The organism is Nannocystis punicea (assembly GCF_026965555.1).
Lineage (GTDB): Bacteria > Myxococcota_A > Polyangia > Nannocystales > Nannocystaceae > Nannocystis > Nannocystis punicea.
In genome coordinates this window covers 3561154-3577565 of the sequence record NZ_CP114040.1, presented here as the reverse complement: position 1 = coordinate 3577565, position 16412 = coordinate 3561154, and the positions used below count along the sequence as shown (strand labels likewise).

At 70.9% G+C, this 16412-nt stretch carries 18 protein-coding genes; 7 read left to right on the top strand and 11 right to left on the bottom strand.

Going from position 1 to position 16412, the window contains the following annotated elements:
• Positions 1 to 2: 2 nt before the first annotated feature.
• The 6 genes from O0S08_RS13715 to O0S08_RS13690 all read right to left on the bottom strand — a co-directional run bounded on the left by O0S08_RS13715 (position 3) and on the right by O0S08_RS13690 (position 3208).
• Complete coding sequence (locus O0S08_RS13715; RefSeq protein ID WP_269039564.1) at positions 3 to 395, bottom strand: HigA family addiction module antitoxin; 393 nt, start codon at positions 393 to 395, stop codon at positions 3 to 5.
• Complete coding sequence (locus tag O0S08_RS13710) at positions 370 to 663, bottom strand: type II toxin-antitoxin system RelE/ParE family toxin (RefSeq protein ID WP_269039563.1); 294 nt, start codon at positions 661 to 663, stop codon at positions 370 to 372. Before O0S08_RS13710 ends, O0S08_RS13715 begins: the two co-directional genes overlap by 26 nt.
• A gap of 113 nt (positions 664 to 776) precedes the next feature.
• Positions 777 to 1580, bottom strand: a complete 804-nt coding sequence (locus O0S08_RS13705; RefSeq protein WP_269039562.1) for a sigma-70 family RNA polymerase sigma factor — start codon at positions 1578 to 1580, stop codon at positions 777 to 779.
• 38 nt (positions 1581 to 1618) lie between these two features.
• A complete protein-coding gene (locus O0S08_RS13700) occupies positions 1619 to 1960 on the bottom strand; it encodes a hypothetical protein (RefSeq protein ID WP_269039561.1) in 342 nt (113 codons plus the stop codon).
• A gap of 215 nt (positions 1961 to 2175) precedes the next feature.
• A complete protein-coding gene (locus O0S08_RS13695; protein WP_269039560.1) occupies positions 2176 to 2541 on the bottom strand; it encodes a hypothetical protein in 366 nt (121 codons plus the stop codon).
• 13 nt (positions 2542 to 2554) lie between these two features.
• The gene (locus O0S08_RS13690; protein WP_269039559.1) at positions 2555 to 3208 is read right to left on the bottom strand and encodes a hypothetical protein; all 654 of its coding nucleotides are present in this window, start codon (positions 3206 to 3208) and stop codon (positions 2555 to 2557) included.
• 907 nt (positions 3209 to 4115) lie between these two features.
• Here O0S08_RS13690 and O0S08_RS13685 point away from each other — a divergent pair.
• The 6 genes from O0S08_RS13685 (at position 4116) to O0S08_RS13665 (ending at position 9709) form a co-directional block, all read left to right on the top strand.
• Positions 4116 to 4583 (top strand): hypothetical protein, encoded by a 468-nt coding sequence (locus tag O0S08_RS13685; protein WP_269039558.1) that lies wholly within the window; start codon positions 4116 to 4118, stop codon positions 4581 to 4583.
• Positions 4516 to 4704: a helix-turn-helix transcriptional regulator gene (locus O0S08_RS51280; RefSeq protein ID WP_371879538.1), complete on the top strand. Its 189-nt coding sequence runs from the start codon at positions 4516 to 4518 to the stop codon at positions 4702 to 4704. Before O0S08_RS13685 ends, O0S08_RS51280 begins: the two co-directional genes overlap by 68 nt.
• Before the next feature lie 97 nt (positions 4705 to 4801).
• On the top strand, positions 4802 to 5203 hold the full coding sequence (locus O0S08_RS13680) for an HNH endonuclease signature motif containing protein (RefSeq protein ID WP_269039557.1): 402 nt from the start codon (positions 4802 to 4804) through the stop codon (positions 5201 to 5203).
• 217 nt (positions 5204 to 5420) lie between these two features.
• Positions 5421 to 6668, top strand: a complete 1248-nt coding sequence (locus O0S08_RS13675; protein WP_269039556.1) for a tyrosine-type recombinase/integrase — start codon at positions 5421 to 5423, stop codon at positions 6666 to 6668.
• 106 nt (positions 6669 to 6774) lie between these two features.
• Positions 6775 to 7632, top strand: a complete 858-nt coding sequence (locus tag O0S08_RS13670) for a hypothetical protein (protein WP_269039555.1) — start codon at positions 6775 to 6777, stop codon at positions 7630 to 7632.
• A gap of 217 nt (positions 7633 to 7849) precedes the next feature.
• Positions 7850 to 9709 (top strand): serine/threonine-protein kinase, encoded by a 1860-nt coding sequence (locus O0S08_RS13665; RefSeq protein ID WP_269039554.1) that lies wholly within the window; start codon positions 7850 to 7852, stop codon positions 9707 to 9709.
• 233 nt (positions 9710 to 9942) lie between these two features.
• Here O0S08_RS13665 and O0S08_RS13660 read toward each other — a convergent pair whose 3' ends face one another.
• The 3 genes from O0S08_RS13660 to O0S08_RS13650 form a co-directional block, all read right to left on the bottom strand.
• On the bottom strand, positions 9943 to 11706 hold the full coding sequence (locus O0S08_RS13660) for a CFI-box-CTERM domain-containing protein (RefSeq protein ID WP_269039553.1): 1764 nt from the start codon (positions 11704 to 11706) through the stop codon (positions 9943 to 9945).
• A gap of 182 nt (positions 11707 to 11888) precedes the next feature.
• Complete coding sequence (gene gloA, locus O0S08_RS13655; protein WP_269039552.1) at positions 11889 to 12284, bottom strand: lactoylglutathione lyase; 396 nt, start codon at positions 12282 to 12284, stop codon at positions 11889 to 11891.
• A gap of 3 nt (positions 12285 to 12287) precedes the next feature.
• On the bottom strand, positions 12288 to 13124 hold the full coding sequence (locus O0S08_RS13650; protein WP_269039551.1) for a hypothetical protein: 837 nt from the start codon (positions 13122 to 13124) through the stop codon (positions 12288 to 12290).
• Between the two features lie 151 nt (positions 13125 to 13275).
• Between O0S08_RS13650 and nth the strand changes: the two genes are divergently transcribed.
• The gene (nth, locus tag O0S08_RS13645; RefSeq protein WP_269039550.1) at positions 13276 to 13956 is read left to right on the top strand and encodes an endonuclease III; all 681 of its coding nucleotides are present in this window, start codon (positions 13276 to 13278) and stop codon (positions 13954 to 13956) included.
• Between the two features lie 158 nt (positions 13957 to 14114).
• On the opposite strand, the gene O0S08_RS13640 is transcribed toward nth, so the two are convergent.
• Positions 14115 to 14462 (bottom strand): hypothetical protein, encoded by a 348-nt coding sequence (locus tag O0S08_RS13640; protein ID WP_269039549.1) that lies wholly within the window; start codon positions 14460 to 14462, stop codon positions 14115 to 14117.
• Positions 14463 to 14514: 52 nt separating this feature from the next.
• Positions 14515 to 16263, bottom strand: coding sequence for an SMP-30/gluconolactonase/LRE family protein (locus O0S08_RS13635; RefSeq protein WP_269039548.1), 1749 nt, complete (start codon positions 16261 to 16263; stop codon positions 14515 to 14517).
• Positions 16264 to 16412: the final 149 nt, after the last annotated feature.

Here is a 16412-nt window from a genome sequence, read left to right as displayed (position 1 = left end):
CTTCACGCCGCTACGGTCGGGGAGTTCTCCATGATCTGATGCTCGAGAAGCCGCGATTGAGCGATGGGACGAAGCTTCTTGACGTGACTCGCCTTCGCGGTGATTGCATCCCACATCGCCACTGCCTGCTGGAGACCCAACCAGAGTTCAGCCGTTGTGCCGAGCACACGCGCCAAACGGAGGGCCAGCTCAGAGTCGACGGGTCGTCTTTCGTTGACAACCTGGCTCACGAGACGAGCCGAGACCCCGAGCCGCTTGGCCAGTTCCTTCTGGGTCATGGGAAGTTCGTCCAGGAACTCGCGACGCAGGATGGCGCCGGGCGTCGCCGGCCGACGCTTGGTCGGAAGGCCGTGCGCGGCGAGCAGTTGCTCAGTGATAGTCGATGATCTCGACATCTGTTGGTCCCTCGGGCGTCCAGATGAAGCATACACGATACTTTTTGTTGATCCGAATCGAGTGCTGGCCCGCGCGATCTCCCTTCAGGAGCTCCAACTGGTTGCCAGGCGGCGATTGGAGGTCCTCAAGGGCGTGTGCTCGGTTCAGTACGTCGAGCTTGTCCCGGGCACGCTCCCAGAGATCGGCGGGCAGCGCACCGCGCGCCTTCGCGGTGACCTTCCCATCGAAGAGGTCGCGCGTACCTCGGTTCTTGAAACTCTGAATCAACGCCTCGCCCTTATCAGCGATTCTGCGCCTCGCCCGCAGCTCTGAGAAGCGGTCCCTGCAGCGGCGGTTGAGAGTGGCCGCACGCGCGATCGAGTCTCGCGGTTGGGGCGCCGCTACGCCCCACCTGGTTGCCAGAGGTCGTCAAGTTCGTGCTCGTCGGCGTCGGCGATCGGGGCGAGCGCCGCCGCCGTCGCGCGCGCCGTGGCGACCTTGCTCGCGGAGCCGATCCGCGCGACCAGCTCATCGTCGGTCGGCTCGCGGCCGAGCTCGTACCGCAGGGCGCGCTCCTCGTCCTCGATCTTCCCCCAGGCCGCCAGGGCGGAGAGGTTGATCGCGGTCGGCAGCACGTCGAGCCGCGCCTGCTGGACGCCGCGACGCAGGTACCATCCCGCGAAGCTCGAGAACCGGACGCCGCGCTCAGGCTCGAACCGGTCGATCGCCAGAAGCAGGTGCTCGAGCGCGGCCTGGATCGCATCGTCGCCGCGGGCGACCAGCGACAGGCCCCGTCCTCCCCCGTGTCCGGCGCCGCGATGTGCCCGGGCGAACGAGGCGGCGAGCCCGAGGCAGCCGAGCGTCAGCCGGTCACGGAGCTGGCGGGCGCGAGCCAGCGCGTCGCGCTCGACCCGCTTGCGTGCCAGCGAGGCCGAGGTGCGGAACGCCGGGTCGGCAGCTCGACCCGCCGAGCGGACGGCCGCTATGCTGCGCGAGCCGCCGGCGAACGGCCCGTCGGGTTGCGCCTCTCGCAGGGCGCGACGGAACGCAGCGGCCCGGGCGCCGGTGAGCAGCGCCCGCCACAGCACGAGCCGGGCCTCGTCGTACGCGCGCGCGGCCGCCTGCACCTCGCTCGACTCGAGGCGCGGCCCCGCGTGCGGTGCCATCACCCGCAGCGAGCGCGCGAGCCCCTCGTCCGGCGGCACGTGCCGGGCGTGGTGCGCGCTGGGTGAGGCTCGACAGCTCACAGTTCGTCCTCGGCAACGGCGCGCGGCCGCGGGTACACGCCGGAGCTGTCCGCGACCGCGGTGAGGAGTTGTGAGTGCCGGGACAACCGGCGTTCGGCCAGGGTGAGGCGCCGTCCGTGGTCGGCGACCTGTCCCTTGAGCCCGGCGAGGCCGGCCTCCACCGCCCCCTTGAGCCCGGCCACGGCGCCCTTGAGCTCCGCGGTCTGCCCCTCCAGGGTGGCGACGAGCTTGTCGGTCGTGCGGCCCTCTCGGCGCCAGAGCACGATGCAGGCGACAAGGAGCAGGCCGACGCTCGGCAGGTGTTCCAGAGCAGCGAGGGTGAGCAGGTCGGTCTCCATGGGCTACCTCCGCTTCCGGCGGCGCCACCACCACCAGGCGAGGATGAGCGCCGAGACGATGAGGAGCGCGGCGAGCTTCACCGCCTGGTCCTCCGCCAGCGCGAGCGCAAGTTCAGGTAGGCATGTCCCGAGAGCCAGGCGAGCACGAGGACGAGCATCGCGCCGCGAAAGAATTGGTCGAGTCCGGCGTCCATGAGCATGTCCTCCGAGACAGGTCAGTGTGCCTTGCCGCGGCGCGGCTTGGGACCGGCGGCACGCTCCTTGGCCACCTCGGTGTTCACCACCTCGAACGCGGCCTCGTCAAGCAGGCGGGTGTACTCGTCGGCGAGCGCGTGGGCGCCGTTCTTGCCGGCGAGCGCGAGCTCCCGCCACACGGAGCGGGACGCGACAAGGCGGCGGGCCAGGTCGGGCGGCAGGTCCGTTAGCTTGCCGCCGAGCAGGCGGAGGTCACTCTCGACATCGAGGTGCGCGAATTCGACGATCCGCTCGCGGTTGGTGTCGAGCTCTTCCTCGAGGTCTGCAGCCGTGAAGAGCAGCTTGCGGCCGTCGATGCGGTGGAGATTCACCGGCGTGGTACCCATGCTGCCCATTATATCATGTCCCTTCGGCCATGCTCGAATCGCCATTCGCTAGCTCACGCACAGGCGCCACGACGACGCCCGCGCTCGACCAGACGCGCAGCATCTTCGCCCGGCCGATACCGAACCCCACGACGGCGCAGTCGGTCGGGTGCTGCGTAGCGACGATGTCGCCGGCCTTCCGACCACGCTCCGGGTCGTCCTCGTCGAGCACGTGCCCGAATTTGGGGCGACCGACGAAGACCACGGCCGATGCGCAGGTCCAGACGATGCGGCGCCAGTAGGCGCTGCCGGGCTGACATGGCACAAGGGCCAGGACCTCTCGGCCATGTCGAGCGGCCCGCTCCAGCCACGACGCGCAGTCGTCGAAGGGCGGGTTGATGAACACAGGGATCGCGGGCCACGACATGAGCAGCCCGTCCTCGCCGCGCCGAACATCAAGCACCCAGGCGGCCCGATGCCACGCAGGTGCGAGCGGGTCGGCACAACAATCGCCCCAACAGCCTGGCCCGAGGGTCAGGTCGACCAGGTCAAGCAGCGCCGCTGGCGTGAAGTACCGATGCGCGGGCGACTTGGCTCGAATGCCGCAAGGCGAGCTCACGCCTCGACGATGATCGCCGCCAACCCAAAACACAAGCCCCGCCGGCACCACGCCGACGGGGCTGCCCATGCCAGTCATGCCAGTCCGACCATGCCTGGGGCGGACGACTTGAGCAAATCGAGCGGTCGCGACCTGACTCACAACACGCCCAGGTCCAGGGGAACAGGATCCTTGAAGGACGGTCGAGCCCGAGGCGCGCGTCGGTGCGATGGCCGGTCGTCTACCAACGTGGCGTCCACCAGGAACGGCCGCTTCGGTGACATGAATGACCGTTCGAGCCGGCATGCGCAAAGCGTTGATTTCGCTCAACTCGGTTGTTATCTCGACGCAAATTGAATAACAAGCGATTGGCCATTTCTGTCCATCCAACAATCGACCTTGCGGTGTTTGAATGTCGGGAGTATGCATCACTCCGGATATGTCGTCGTATCGTCGCGCGTGTGCCGTGCTGGGCGCTCACCTGATGTGGGTCTGCGCGCAGACACGTCGTCGTCGTGTGCCGGGTCGGCACGACCTCCTGGGCCGCGGCGCGCTGGCGGCGCGGCACATCCTCACCGCGTGCGGGCCGCTCCTCGGGCGCCGTAACCTCCGCGGGACCTCGGCACAGTTGCGGACGCAGCTCGGGCTTGACCGGCCGAGCCTGGGGCTCTCCGCCGAGACTGTCCGCCGGGGTCTGCGGCGGATTTCTATGGAAACACCGATCGTGAGGCGCGAGGGGCACACGTGGGTCCTCCCCCTCGCCGCCGTGGGGCGGCGCGGCGCAGCCGAGGTCGGGGTCGCGGGACGACCCCGCGGACATGGGGTCGGAGCCGCAGTCGAACGGTGGGTCCGCGGACCCGAGCCCGCCCCGGGGCCGCCGATCCTCGCCGAGTGGCGTCGTCGCCTGCTACGGCCGTGTGCCGAGGGTGGCCTGCCCACACGCTTCGCGGCGGCTCGGGCGGTTGTCGAGCTGCTCTCGGCGTACCCGCTCGCCGCGATGGGGAGCACCGCCAGCGAGGCAGCGCGTGCCCTCCTCGCCGCCGCTGCCGAACGCGCCACCTACCGCGATGTCGAACGAGTGGCGCGGGCCCTCGAATACCTGCGCCGCCGTCGTCATCTCGACGGATGGCGCCCTGCCGCGCTCCTCGAGCGGCACCCGGCGCTCGAGCACCCGCTCGATGAGGATCTCGTGGGGCTCGAGCAGCCTTCTCCGACCCTGTGCTGGCGCCTCGCGCTGCATGGGGTGCCGAAGCCAGAGCAGTTGACGCGGGCCGAGGCACGCGCGAAGTGGGCCCGCATCCGGCTGTCGTGGACGCGCACCCGCGCCCGCGCGCAGCCCCACCGCATGACCCGTGCGGAGTTCATCGAATGGATTTCTGACCGAAAGGACATGCCCGATGGAGAAGCTGTTGACGACGGTCGAAGTGGCGGAGCTCCTGGGGACGACACCCGGCTCGTTGCGTAACGCCCGCGCGCGAGGACTTGCTCCGCGGGCGATCCGCCTCAAGGGCCTGGGCCTGCGCTGGCGGCAGAGCGACGTCGAGGCATGGGTCGCTGAGCAAGCGGCCGCGGCGGAGGCCCGCTGACATGTCTCGAAGTGCATGTTCAAAAGATCGGACGCGCGACCCTGAATGGCGACCTGTCCCCGGGGCCACCCGGTACGATGCCAGCGACACCGGTCTCGTGCGCGAGGCAGCGACCGGCCGCGTCCTGACCCAGACCGCGAGCGGGCGGAACAGCGACCGATTGTTCCACATGACGGTGAGCCTCGTCGGTGACGACGGCGTGCGGCGCAATCGCTACGTCCACCAGCTCGTCCTGCTCGCGCACGTCGGGCCGGCGCCGGACGGCGCTCACGCCTGTCACATCAACGACGACCCCGCCGACAACCGCCTCGATAACCTGTACTGGGGGACAGCCGCGCACAACCGGGCGGACCAGCGGCGTAACGGCGGCGGCGACAAGAGCCGGGCCCCGGGTATCGAGCGTGATCGTCAGGCGAGCCTCGCTCGGCTTCGGGCCGAGATCGCCGGCCTCGCCGGGGAAGGCCCGCCACGACCGAACGCGGCGACGAGGACGCCATGAACTGCCCGGCCTGCGGCGCGGCCGTCGAGCGCGTCAGCGTCGGCACCGCCGCATGGTCCTGCGGCGCGGACACCAGCCGGGCCTACTTCCACGACGCCGGCGCCTGCGTCGTCCGCTCGTTTGTCCCTTCGGACATGACCGTATGTGCAGTTGTGGCAGGCTCGGAGACCGCGGCACGGTCGTCCCCGGAGGTCCTGGCAGGACATGCGAGGTCAGGTTGATCACCATCAAAGAGAGGCGCGACGGCAAGGTCGTCCGTCTCCAGGCCATCATCTACGCGCTGCGCCCCGGCTCGCTCAAGGCCGAGCGCTTCCGCATCACCGTCCCGCGCTCGATCACCGCGAAGTCGGGCGCGATGCGCTGGGCCGAGCAGGTGCGCCGCGACATCGAGGCCGGCAAGCAGCCGCCGCAGACGCGCGAGGGTCGGGCGCAGGCGAAGGCGAAGCAGCAGGAGCAGCACGAATCGCAGGAGCGCGAGCGGCTCGACCGGCTGACCTACGCCGAGGTCGCCGCGCTCTGGCTCGAAGCGGGCATCGGCGAACGCCGGCGCCCCGGCACCATGAAGCACCGCCGCGATCGGCTCGCCCGTATCTTACCTGTCGTCGGGGACAGACCCGTGCGTAGCATCGGCGAGCTCGACACGGCGAGGCTCAAACGCGAGCTCGCCTGGTGCGCGCCGGGCACCCTGAACGTGACGCTGCAGGCGTTCGGACAGGTTCTCCGCTACGCCGTGCAGATCAAGGCGCTCGACAAGGCGCCGATGATCAAGCGCGTCAAGGTCCCAGACGACGACGCTCCCGCCTGCTACACGCCCGCCGACTTCGAGCGCCTCGCCGCCGCCGCGGCGAAGGCCGGGCAGCTCTCGCTGCTGATCGTGCTCCTCGGCGGCGAGTCGGGCCTCCGTCATGGCGAGCTGCTCGGCCTGCAGGTCGGCGACGTGTCGCTGCGGCGCCGCGAGATCCGCGTCGCCCGCTCGGTGAACATCGAGCCGAATGAAGGCCGCATCATCGGGCCGACCAAGAACGGCAAGGTCCGCGTCGTCCCGATCAGTCGGCGCCTGGAGGACGCGCTGCGGCCGATCGTCGAAGCTGCCAGCGGTCCCGACCACTGGGTGCTCTGGTCCCCGCGGGGCAGGCCGGCGACGACGAGCTCGATCGCCAAGGCGCTGCAGAAGGCGCTCGACCGGGCCGGCCTGCCGCGGGCTTCTTGTCACCGCCTGCGGCACACTACCCTGTCGCATCTGCTGGCCGCCGGCGCCGATCTGCGGACCGTGCAGGAGATCGCCGGCCACAAGAACCTGTCGACGACGCAGCGCTACCTTCACGGCGTTGCCGGGGCGGCGCGGGCAGCGGTGGACCGTCTGGCGGCCATGCGGGCCGAGGCGGAGGTCTCCTCCGCGGATGACACAGATCTGACACGAGCGCCGAGCACCCGTCGGCGGCGGCAGAAAATCGCAGTAGTTTAGAGATTTTAGCCACCAAGTGGTGGTTATGTCGCAAATTTCACCGCCGACGACGGATGCGCGGTGGCAAACTCGTCGCCGCCGCGATACACCCGCGCGGCAGAGCACCATGCGGAACCCGTTTCCCGGTCATCGTCGCTACAGCATCACCCACCGCGCCGTGCAGCGCCTGCGCGAGCTCGTCCCCACGCTCGGGGAGGACGACGACGAGGCGCTGCGCGACCGCCTCGACCACGCGATCACCAACGCCGAGGACTCGGGCAAAGCCGTGCGCACGCTCGACGTCATGCTCGCCGAGCCGCAGATCTTGATCCCGCTCGAGAGCTTCGGCGACGTGCTCTACGCGATCATCAAGGAGGACACCGTCGTCACCGTGCTGCCGCGCGGCCACGGCGAGGAGATCCTCCAGCGCGGTCAGGCGCTGGAGCAGCGGGTCGCCGCCGGCGAGCCTGCCCCGCGGCCCGGCGAGCGCGACGACGCGTGGGAGCGCCGGCGTTGGCGGCGCGACGCGCCTGCCCCGGTGATCGAGCGCGTCCGGGCCTCGAGCCCCGGTGAGCGCACGGACGAGGCCGTCGCTGCCGCTCCCACCGAAGAGGTCGTCGCGCCGGGCGCCGCGCCCGAGGCCGCCGAACCCGCCGCCGCCGCCGAGCCCGAGATCATCACTCGTCCCACCCGCGCGCCCGACGCGGCCGCCCGTCGCGTCGTCGGGGGTCAGCGGATCATCGCCGGCGCCGCGGCCCAGCCGCCCGAGCGCAAGCGTCCGACCAACCCGATCGCCGAGGCCCTCGCCCGCGGTCTCGCCCTCGGCAAGCGCCGCGCGGCCACCCGCGCTCTCGGCGAGGCCCTGCGCGAGCAACCGGCCGACGCCTCGCTGCTCCCGCTGTGGAACCTGCTCGGCGAGAAGGGCCTACCCGAGGCGCTGACCGTCGGCGACCTCGTGGCCGCCGTCCGCGGACTGCCCGGCTGAGCACCCGCTTGCACAGCTCGCGGCCGCCTTTTCGGGGACGGCCGCCTCCTCGGGCCCGGCCCGCCTCACGGCGCGCCGGGCCGACTTCGTCGTACGAAATCGATGTCCGCACGGGCCGGCGCGAACGCGCGCGCGCGGCGAGACGACGATCGCGGGATGGGGGCCATCATCGCCCCGCTCACACGCGCCTGGGGTATGCTGGCACGACCCCTCATTCATGCGGATCGTGCCACCCAACTCGACTGCGACCGGCGAGGAGGCTCCTGCCGGAGCCGGGGAGAGCACGCCGATCGAGCCGAGCCCCGTCGTAAACAGCGTAGCACCCACGACGACCGAGGTGTCCGTGGCCGCTCCGCCGCCCGACTACAGCAACCTCGTCGGAACCGTGCTCGCCGATCGTTACCGCCTGCTCAAGCGGATCGGCGAGGGCGGCATGGGCTCGGTGTATCAGGCCGAACACATCACGATCGGCCGCAAGCTCGCGATCAAGGTGCTCTCGCCGGAGTACGGCGACAGCCCCGAGATCATCGCCCGCTTCCTGCAAGAGGCCCGCACGGCCTCGATGCTGCACCACGAGCACATCGTCGACATCACCGACTTCGGCTACACGAAGCAGGGCCTCGCGTTCCTGACGATGGAGTACCTCGAGGGCGAGGACCTGGCGACGATGATCGCGCGCGAGGGCCGGCAGCCGTGGACGCGGGTGCGACGGATCCTCCTTCAAGTCTGCCGCGCCCTCGATGCCGCCCACGAGGCCGGCATCGTCCACCGCGACATGAAGCCGGACAACTGCTTTCGCATCAAGCGCGGCGGCAACCCCGACTTCATCAAGATCCTCGACTTCGGGATCGCCAAGGTCATCGTCGACGGCACCGCGAGCGGCCGCGCCGATCGCCAGAAGATGGCGACCGAGGCCGGCACCCTGCTCGGCACGCCCGAGTACATGGCCCCCGAGATCGCCCGCGATCAGAAGCCCGACGCGCGCGTCGACGTGTACTCCGTCGGCGTCGTCATGTACGAGCTGCTGACCGGCAGCGTGCCGTTCAAGGGCCAGACCTTCATGGCCACCGTGGCCATGCAGATGGTCGACGAGCCCGACCCGCCGCGCAAGCGCGCGCCCGATGCCGAGATCCCGGAGACGATCGAGAACATCGTCCTGCACGCGCTGCGCAAGGACCCGGCCGAGCGCTTCCAGACCATCCGCGAGTTCGCCGACGCGATCATCGAGGCCGACCGCGCGCTGCGCTACACGCAGAACGTCGCGCCGCTGACCTGGGAGACCGACGACTTCGGCGTCCAGGGCGACGAGGTCGACGTGACCACCGAGTCGACCGCGCGCCCGCTGCCCGACGCTCCGCGCCACCCGACCCCGCGCGCGGCTCATGCCACGCCGCCGCCGCGCAAGAGCACCACCGGCTCGGTCGCCGTGCGCCTGCCCCCCGAGCCCGCCGCGCCGCCGGTCCTTCCGACCCAGGTCGAAGACGAGCCGAGCAACTTCACCCCGCGCTCGAACCCGTACCGCGCGCTGGCCGGGCTGCTCCTGCTCGTGGTCGTCGGCCTCGGCGGCCTCGTCTACTACCTGCTGAACCGCGAGCCCGAGCCGACCGAGCCGCCCGAGCCGGTCGCCACCCTCGTCATCCCCGAGCGCGACCCCGACGCCAGCGACGGCCACGACGCCGCCGGCGCCCCGGACGACGAGAAGAAAGCCGACGACAAGAAGGACGACGACAAGAAGGACGACGAGCCCAAGAAGAAGCCGCACAAGCCCGACGACGACGAGAAGCCGCACAAGAAGAGCCCGCCCCAGCAGCTGGTGCAGTCGACCGACGAGGAGCGCAAGGAGTTCTTCGGCGCCCTCGCCAGCGACGTCCGCCGCTGCGCCGGCCAGCACGAGGCCGCCAAGGAGCTGGTGCGCGTCGCCGTCAACGTCGAGGCCGGGACCGGCAAGCTCGACGCCGAGCTGCGCTCGCACAAGGGCAACGCCGCGTTCGCCGACTGCGTGGTCAAGGCCTTCGAGAAGCGCCGCTTCAAGAAGGGCAAGCAGGCGTTCGTCTACAACAGCGACTACCAGATCTAGGCCCGCGTCCCGACGCCGGGACATGCTCGCCGGGACATGTAGGCATGGACATGCGCGATCGAACATGCCTGTTCGCGCATGTCCTTCCGTTCACCTCTCCGCTCCGCCGGCCCGCGGCTTTACTTCAAGTCGGCGACGGCAAACACGCATCTCCCGCCGCCGTCGCGGTCCGCGTCGGAGCCGCAGGCGGCAGCGAATAGGGCCAGCGGATCGAGCGGCACCCTCGCGCTGGCTCAAGATCCGGCCGCGGTCGCCACCTGAGCGGCGTCGGCGACCGGCGCGAGCACCACGCGCGCGAGCCCGCGGAGGAGCGGCTCTTTGGCGATCACGCGCGCGAGCGGCGGGCTGTAGGCGTAGTAGAAGCGGACGAGATCGACGCCGGTGGCCGAGGGCTTGAGCCAGGCGTCGCGGAAGGCCCGCAGCGCCGCGACCTGGGCCGCCCACGGGGCGCCGAACGCCGCGGTGGCGAGGAAGCAGAACGAGTCGACCGTCTGGAACTTCTGCGCCGTGGTGGTCGCGGCGACCGTGGCGATCGAGCTGCGGTTGGTGCAGCTGTCCTCGTAGAGCACCGCGAACTGGTAGGTGTAGTCGCCCCACAGCTGCGCGACCTCGACGGTGCTCGGCCGACCCAGCGGCGCGAGCAAGGACGGATCGATCGCCGGCACCTCGTACGCCGCGTCGAACACCTCCGACGTCCACTCGACCGCCTCGCCGGTGACGTGGCGGATCTTCAGGCGCGGGAACTTGAACTTGGGATCGGCCTGCGGCGGGACGACGAAGGTCAGACGCACGCGGTCGAAGTCGATGACCTCGGCCTGCAGGTCCTCGAGCGGCGCCAGCTCGCGGAACTGGCAGCTGCCCTGCCAGCCGTCGCCGGGGTCGCCGGTGTCGCCGGACAGCCCGTCCTCGCCGTACGAGAACACGCCCCAGCGGAACGTGTCGCCGTTCTTGGTCATCAGCCGCAGGCGGTCGCCGCCGCTGCCGCCGTCCTCGCTGATCGTCGCGTCGCGCGGATGGACCGCGCCGGTGGCCCCGTCCCAGTCGCCGTAGCCGGCGTAGCCAGACGTGCCGACGAAGCCGCGCTCGTCGGGGTCGAACTTCACCGTGTACAGCACCGACGGCTGGCCGAGGTACTCGACGCCGTAGTTGCTGAGGCGCGGGTCGACGTAGTGGTCGCCCTCGCGGTCGAAGTCGTGGGCCACGTTCTCGTCGCCCTCGAGGCTGACCTCGATGTGGGCGGTCAGCGGCCCGCGCTCGACCACCTCGGCGGGGATCAGGAAGGCCGTGAAGTCCTGCTTCTCGCCGACCGGCGTGGCCGCGGTGACCGAGTCGAGCTGGTTGAGCGCCGCGTACTCCCGCGCGTCCTTCGAGTCGAGCTGCGGGTCGAAGACCATCAGGTCGTTGCGCGGCGGGTACACGCTCTCGCCGCCCGCGGGGTCGAAGCGGCCCTTGTCGGTGCTGAAGTTCTTCGGCGACGGGCAGGTCATCGTGTCGACGACGACCGTCTCGTTGTCCTCCGGGGTCAGCGGGATGCAGAAGTAGTTCTCGGCGGTGCTGCTGTTCTCGTGCCAGCCGAGCGACTCGAGGTCGAGCGGCTCTTCGTCGAAGAAGATGATGCGCGGGTAGGTCTTGCCGGTGCGGTGGGCCCAGATCGGCAGGACCGACGGGCGCGGGCCGTAGGGCGCGCGCCAGCTCGACAGGAAGTCCCAGCGCCCGGGCCGGTTGCCGATCCCGTACTTGCCCGTCGCCTGGGTGACGAGCACGTCGGCCGCGTGCTTGCCGTCACGGTCCTCGAGCCAGATCGCCATCTGCACGTTCGGCACCGGCGTGTAGTGGAACTCGACCAGCACCGGCTCGGCCGCCCCGGCCCGCCCCGGCGCCAGCGCCGAAGTCAGCGCCAGGCCCAGCCCCAGCGCCCGCAGGCGGCCGCGACGCCCGGCCGTCGTCGCGGCCTGCGTCCCGGAGCCTCCGAGGTCCGTCCTCGCGCGGGCGACCATCGACGGCACCATACCACGCGACCCCCGCCCGCGCTCGCCGACCGCCCCGACCTCGGCGAGACCTGGCGCCAGCGCCCAGGCGCGCGCGCGAGCGGCGTGAGCTGCATGCCCGCGCGGACCTGCACCGACGGGCATGTCCCGGGAGCCAGGCTCTCAGGGACATGCCCGAACGGACATGTCCTTCAGTCCACCCGGTTCTTGCGCTCGATCAGCTCGATCTTGTAGCCGTCGGGGTCCTCGACGAAGGCGATGACGGTGGTGCCGTGCTTCATCGGCCCGGCCTCGCGGACGACCTTGCCGCCGCGGGCGCGGATGTTGGCGCAGGCGGCGGCGGCGTCCTCGACCTCGAGCGCGATGTGGCCGTAGCCGCTGCCGAGCTCGTACTTCGCGGTGTCCCAGTTGTGGGTCAGCTCGAGCACGGCGGTCTCGGACTCCTCGCCGTAGCCGACGAACGCCAGGGTGAAGCGGCCGTCCGGGTAGTCGCGGCGCCGCAGCAGGCGCATGCCGAGCACCTCGGTGTAGAACGCCAGCGACCTCTCGAGGTCGCCGACGCGCAGCATGGTGTGAAGGATCCGCACGGCTTACTTCCCGCTCGGCTTGGCAGTGACGGTGCTCGAGGCCGGCGTGGCCGGGGTCGAGACGCCGGGCGACGTCGGGTTGGCCGGGGTGCCGGCGGCGGCGGAACCCGCGGCCGCGCGCACGGCCGCCTCGACGAAGCTGTCCTGCTTGCCCATCTCGGCCACCAGTTGGTCGCAGTTGGCGTAGTCCTTGATCGTCACGAAGTTCTCGGGCGGGTCGCGGAACTGGATCGGGTCGGCCTTGAGCGTGATCTCGCCGCCCCACGGCACCAGCTTGGTGGTCGACACGCCGGGCGCGTTGACCAGCGCGACCGCCACGCACGAGTTGTTCTGGCGCGTGAACAGCACGCCGATCGACATCGCGTCGCAGCCGGCCTTGGGGCACACGCGCTCGGGCGACGGCCGCACGTCGATCGGCCGCCCGGGCAGCGCCTTCTCGACCAGCTGCTTCATCTTCTGCTGGATCTGCTGGCCGTAGCTCTGGTTCTCGGCCGCGATCGCGCTGGGGATGATGCGGGGGAACAGCACCACCACGCCGCCGGGCACGCCCTTCGAGTGCGAGATCTCGGGGGCCAGGAAGCGGGTGTCGTTCGGCGAACCCGCGACCACCCCGGGCCCCGCGCCGGTCGTGCCGCCCGCCGGGTCGGTCGTGCCGCCGCCGGCGCTGGGGTTCTGCGCGTCGCCCGGCGTGGCCGCGCCGTCCGCGGGCGGGCCGCCGATCGTCGGCCCGGTGCTGCCGCCAGCGGTGTTGTCGGGGGGGGTGGTGCTGCCCGACGTGGTCGGGCTGCAACCCAGGCTCACGGCGGCGAGGACGAGGGCGAGGCGGGGGGTCGAGAGCATGGCCCCGATTGTACGAAAACAGCCTGTCGGCGGCGAGAATTCGCCGTGTCGGCCCGGGGCTTGGGGCCGGGCCGGGGGCCGTCCGCCGCGGCCGGAGCGGTCATGTTCGATTTCGCCCCTGTTTCGAGTACGCTGATCGGACAGCGTCCTCATGAAGCGCAGCGAAAAGGCCCTCAAGATCCAGGCGATCCTCGACCGCCTCTACCCGCAGCCCGCGGTCCCGCTGCTCCACGGCGATCCTTTCACCTTGTTGGTCGCGGTCGTCCTGTCGGCGCAGACCACCGACGCGCGGGTCAACCTCGTCACGCCGGAGCTGTTCCGCCGCGCGCCGACGCCCGAGGCGATGGCGCGGCTGTCGGAGGCCGAGATCCTCGGGCTCATCCGCACCTGCGGCCTCGCCCCGGCCAAGGCCAAGAACATCCGCCGGCTGTCGCAGCTGCTGCTCGAGCGGCACGGGGGACATGTCCCGAAGGACATGGCCGCGCTCGAGGCCCTGCCGGGGGTCGGGCACAAGACGGCCAGCGTCGTCATGATCCAGGCGTTCGGCGTGCCGGCCTTCCCGGTCGACACCCACATCCACCGCCTCGCCGCCCGCTGGGGCCTGTCCGACGGCACCACGGTCGAGAAGACCGAGGCCGACCTCAAGGCGCTGTGGCCGCCCGAGGCGTGGGCCAAGCTCCACCTGCAGATCATCTACTTCGGCCGCGAGTACTGCCCCGCCCGCGGCCACGACCCGAAGGTGTGCCCGATCTGCTCGTGGGCCGGCGTCAAGACCCGCCTGGCCGCCGAGGCCCGCGCCCGCGCGGCCGCCCGCGTCGCCGCCTCGGAGTGAGGCGCCGGGCCTATGTCCGTCAGGACAGGCTCCGAGAGACATGCTCATTCGGACATGCCCGATAGGTCCTGTCTCGATGCTCCATCGAACATGTCCGATAGAGCATGTCCATTCAGGAATGCTCTTTAAAGCATGTTCGTTCGCGCATGTCCGCGAGCTCATCCGCGGTCCAGGTAGCGGCTCGCGGCCAGCGGCCCGAGCGCGGCCTCGGCGAGGGCGCGGACGGTGCGGGCGATCTCGCGGCGCACGGCCGGGTCGGCGAACATGCCCGGGGGCAGCAGCGAGGCGACGAACTTGCTGCTGCGGATCCGCAGGGCGTCGGCGCGGGTCAGGCTGCCCTGCGAGGCGGCCTCGACGTCGTGGTTGCGCTCGTCGTCGACGGCGGCCAGCGCCGTCGCGAACTCGGCCCGCGCCGACGCGAGGTCGAGGCGCGAGCCGTCGGGGTGGAGGCGCCGGAGCAGCGCCTCGAGGCCGTCGCACAGGTCGGACAGCGCGCGCTCGTCCATCGCCGGCAGCATACGCCGCCGGCGCGGCGGGCACGAGCCTGCGGGCGCGAACTCAGCCGCCCGGGTCGTCGTTCTTGTGGACCCAGAAGCCGCGCATGTTGAGCGTGTTCACGTCCTGGCCGTGCAGCCAGAACGCGGGGTGGCTCGGGTCGACGCCGGGCTGCGGGTTCTCGTCGATGGCGACCAGCCACAGCTGCTTGACCGAGTTCTTGTCGCCCTCGAGCTTGTTGCCGAAGGTGCGGCGCGAGGTGAACACGGCCCAGTGGTAGCCGCCGGAGCTGCGCGGCGCGAAGGTCGGCTCGTAGTTCCAGTGGCGGTCGCGGTCGCCGGCGTAGAACGGGTAGCTGTCGCCGTTGCCGGCGGCCAGTCGGACCTCCACGCCCGGCTGCTCGATGCTGGCGAGGAACATGTCCGACGTCCCGTTGCGGGTGTCGAGCATCGCCGGGTAGGCGCCGCGGTGGTAGATGACGTAGCGCCCGTCGGGCGTCACGCTCGGGAAGATGATGCCGTTGAGCGCCGGGTCGCCGCCCGGGTCGACCAGCTTGACCGGGTTGGCGGCGGTGCGGGTGGCGGCGTCGTAGTCGAGCGCCATCAGCGACAGCGTGCCGTGGTCGACGTAGGCGATCTTGCGCGCGTCCGACGAGAACGCCGGCATGTTGAGGACGAGGTCGTCGATGCCGGTGCCCATCAGCTTGGCGCCGGTGGCCGCGTCCCACATGCCCGCCTGACCGCCCGGCGGGCCCGGGAGGTTCATCTCGCCGTTCTCGATCACCACCGTGCCGTCGGGCGAGATCGCCGACATCGCCCAGTTGCGCACCGGCACGCCGACGTTCGCGGTCGAGAACACCGGCGTGTTGTTGACGAGGTCCCACGTCGACACGTTGATGTCGCCGCCGATGATGAGGCGTGTGCCGTCGGCCGAGGCCGAGTGACAGGTGCTGCAGCCGTCCTGGCCGCCGGCGAGCAGGAAGTCCTCGGGCGCGTCGGCGCCGGGGTTGATGCGGAGCACGCGGCCGAGGCTGTTGGCCCAGTAGTACACCGAGCCGATCAGCGGCTCCGAGGCGATCGTCCACGTGTCGTCGGCGAGCACGAAGGCCTGCCCCTGCCCGGCCGGCATGCGGTGCACGTCGAGGTTGAGCGGCAGGCCCGAGCTCGACTCGGAGATCTGGACCCACAGCGGCTTGGTGATCGCGTGCCGCGACGGCGGCTCCGCCAGCGCGTAGATCTTGGCGTCGACGAACTGGCCGCTGTAGCGGACCAGGTACTTGTCGCCGGCCGTCGAGCCGTGCCACATCAGCTCGGCCGGCTGCAGGCCCTTGGGGAACACGGTGCCGTCGTACGGGTACGACATCACCGCGGTGTCGGGCAGCGTCGCGCCGTCGAGGATCTGCTTGTCGGCCTCGGTGATCTCGGGCGGCACGAGGTCGACCTTGAGGAACACGTTGACCGTCGCCGCGGCGGTCTTGTTGCCGTGCAGCGCCTCGACGATCAGCTGGCCGCCGTACTGGCCGCCGGCCTCGACGAGGCCCTTCTCGTCGATCGACGCGATGTAGCTGGCGTCGGCCGACCAGGTCGCGGTCACCGGCTGGCCGTCGCACAGCGCGTTGAGCTGCACCGGCGCGTGCACGCCGTTGTCGATGATGATCATCGCCTCCGGCGGATCGACGGTCAGCGTGTTGCAGCCCGCGGGCGTGCCGGTGGTGGAGGTCGGCGCGTCGGTGGTCCCGGTCGCGCCGTCGGTGCCCTCGGTGGTCGTGGGCGCGTCCGTCTCGGTCCCGTCCGAGTCCGAGCCGGACGCCATCGTCGACGCGATCCCGGTCGGTGCCGTCGCCCCGCTCGCGCCCGCCGTGTCACGACCGCCGTCGTCACCGCACGCGGCGGGAATCGCCGCGCACGCACTCACCAGTAGTAATCCCCGCCAGGGCCCCGTCGCCTTGTCGCGGTTCGTCA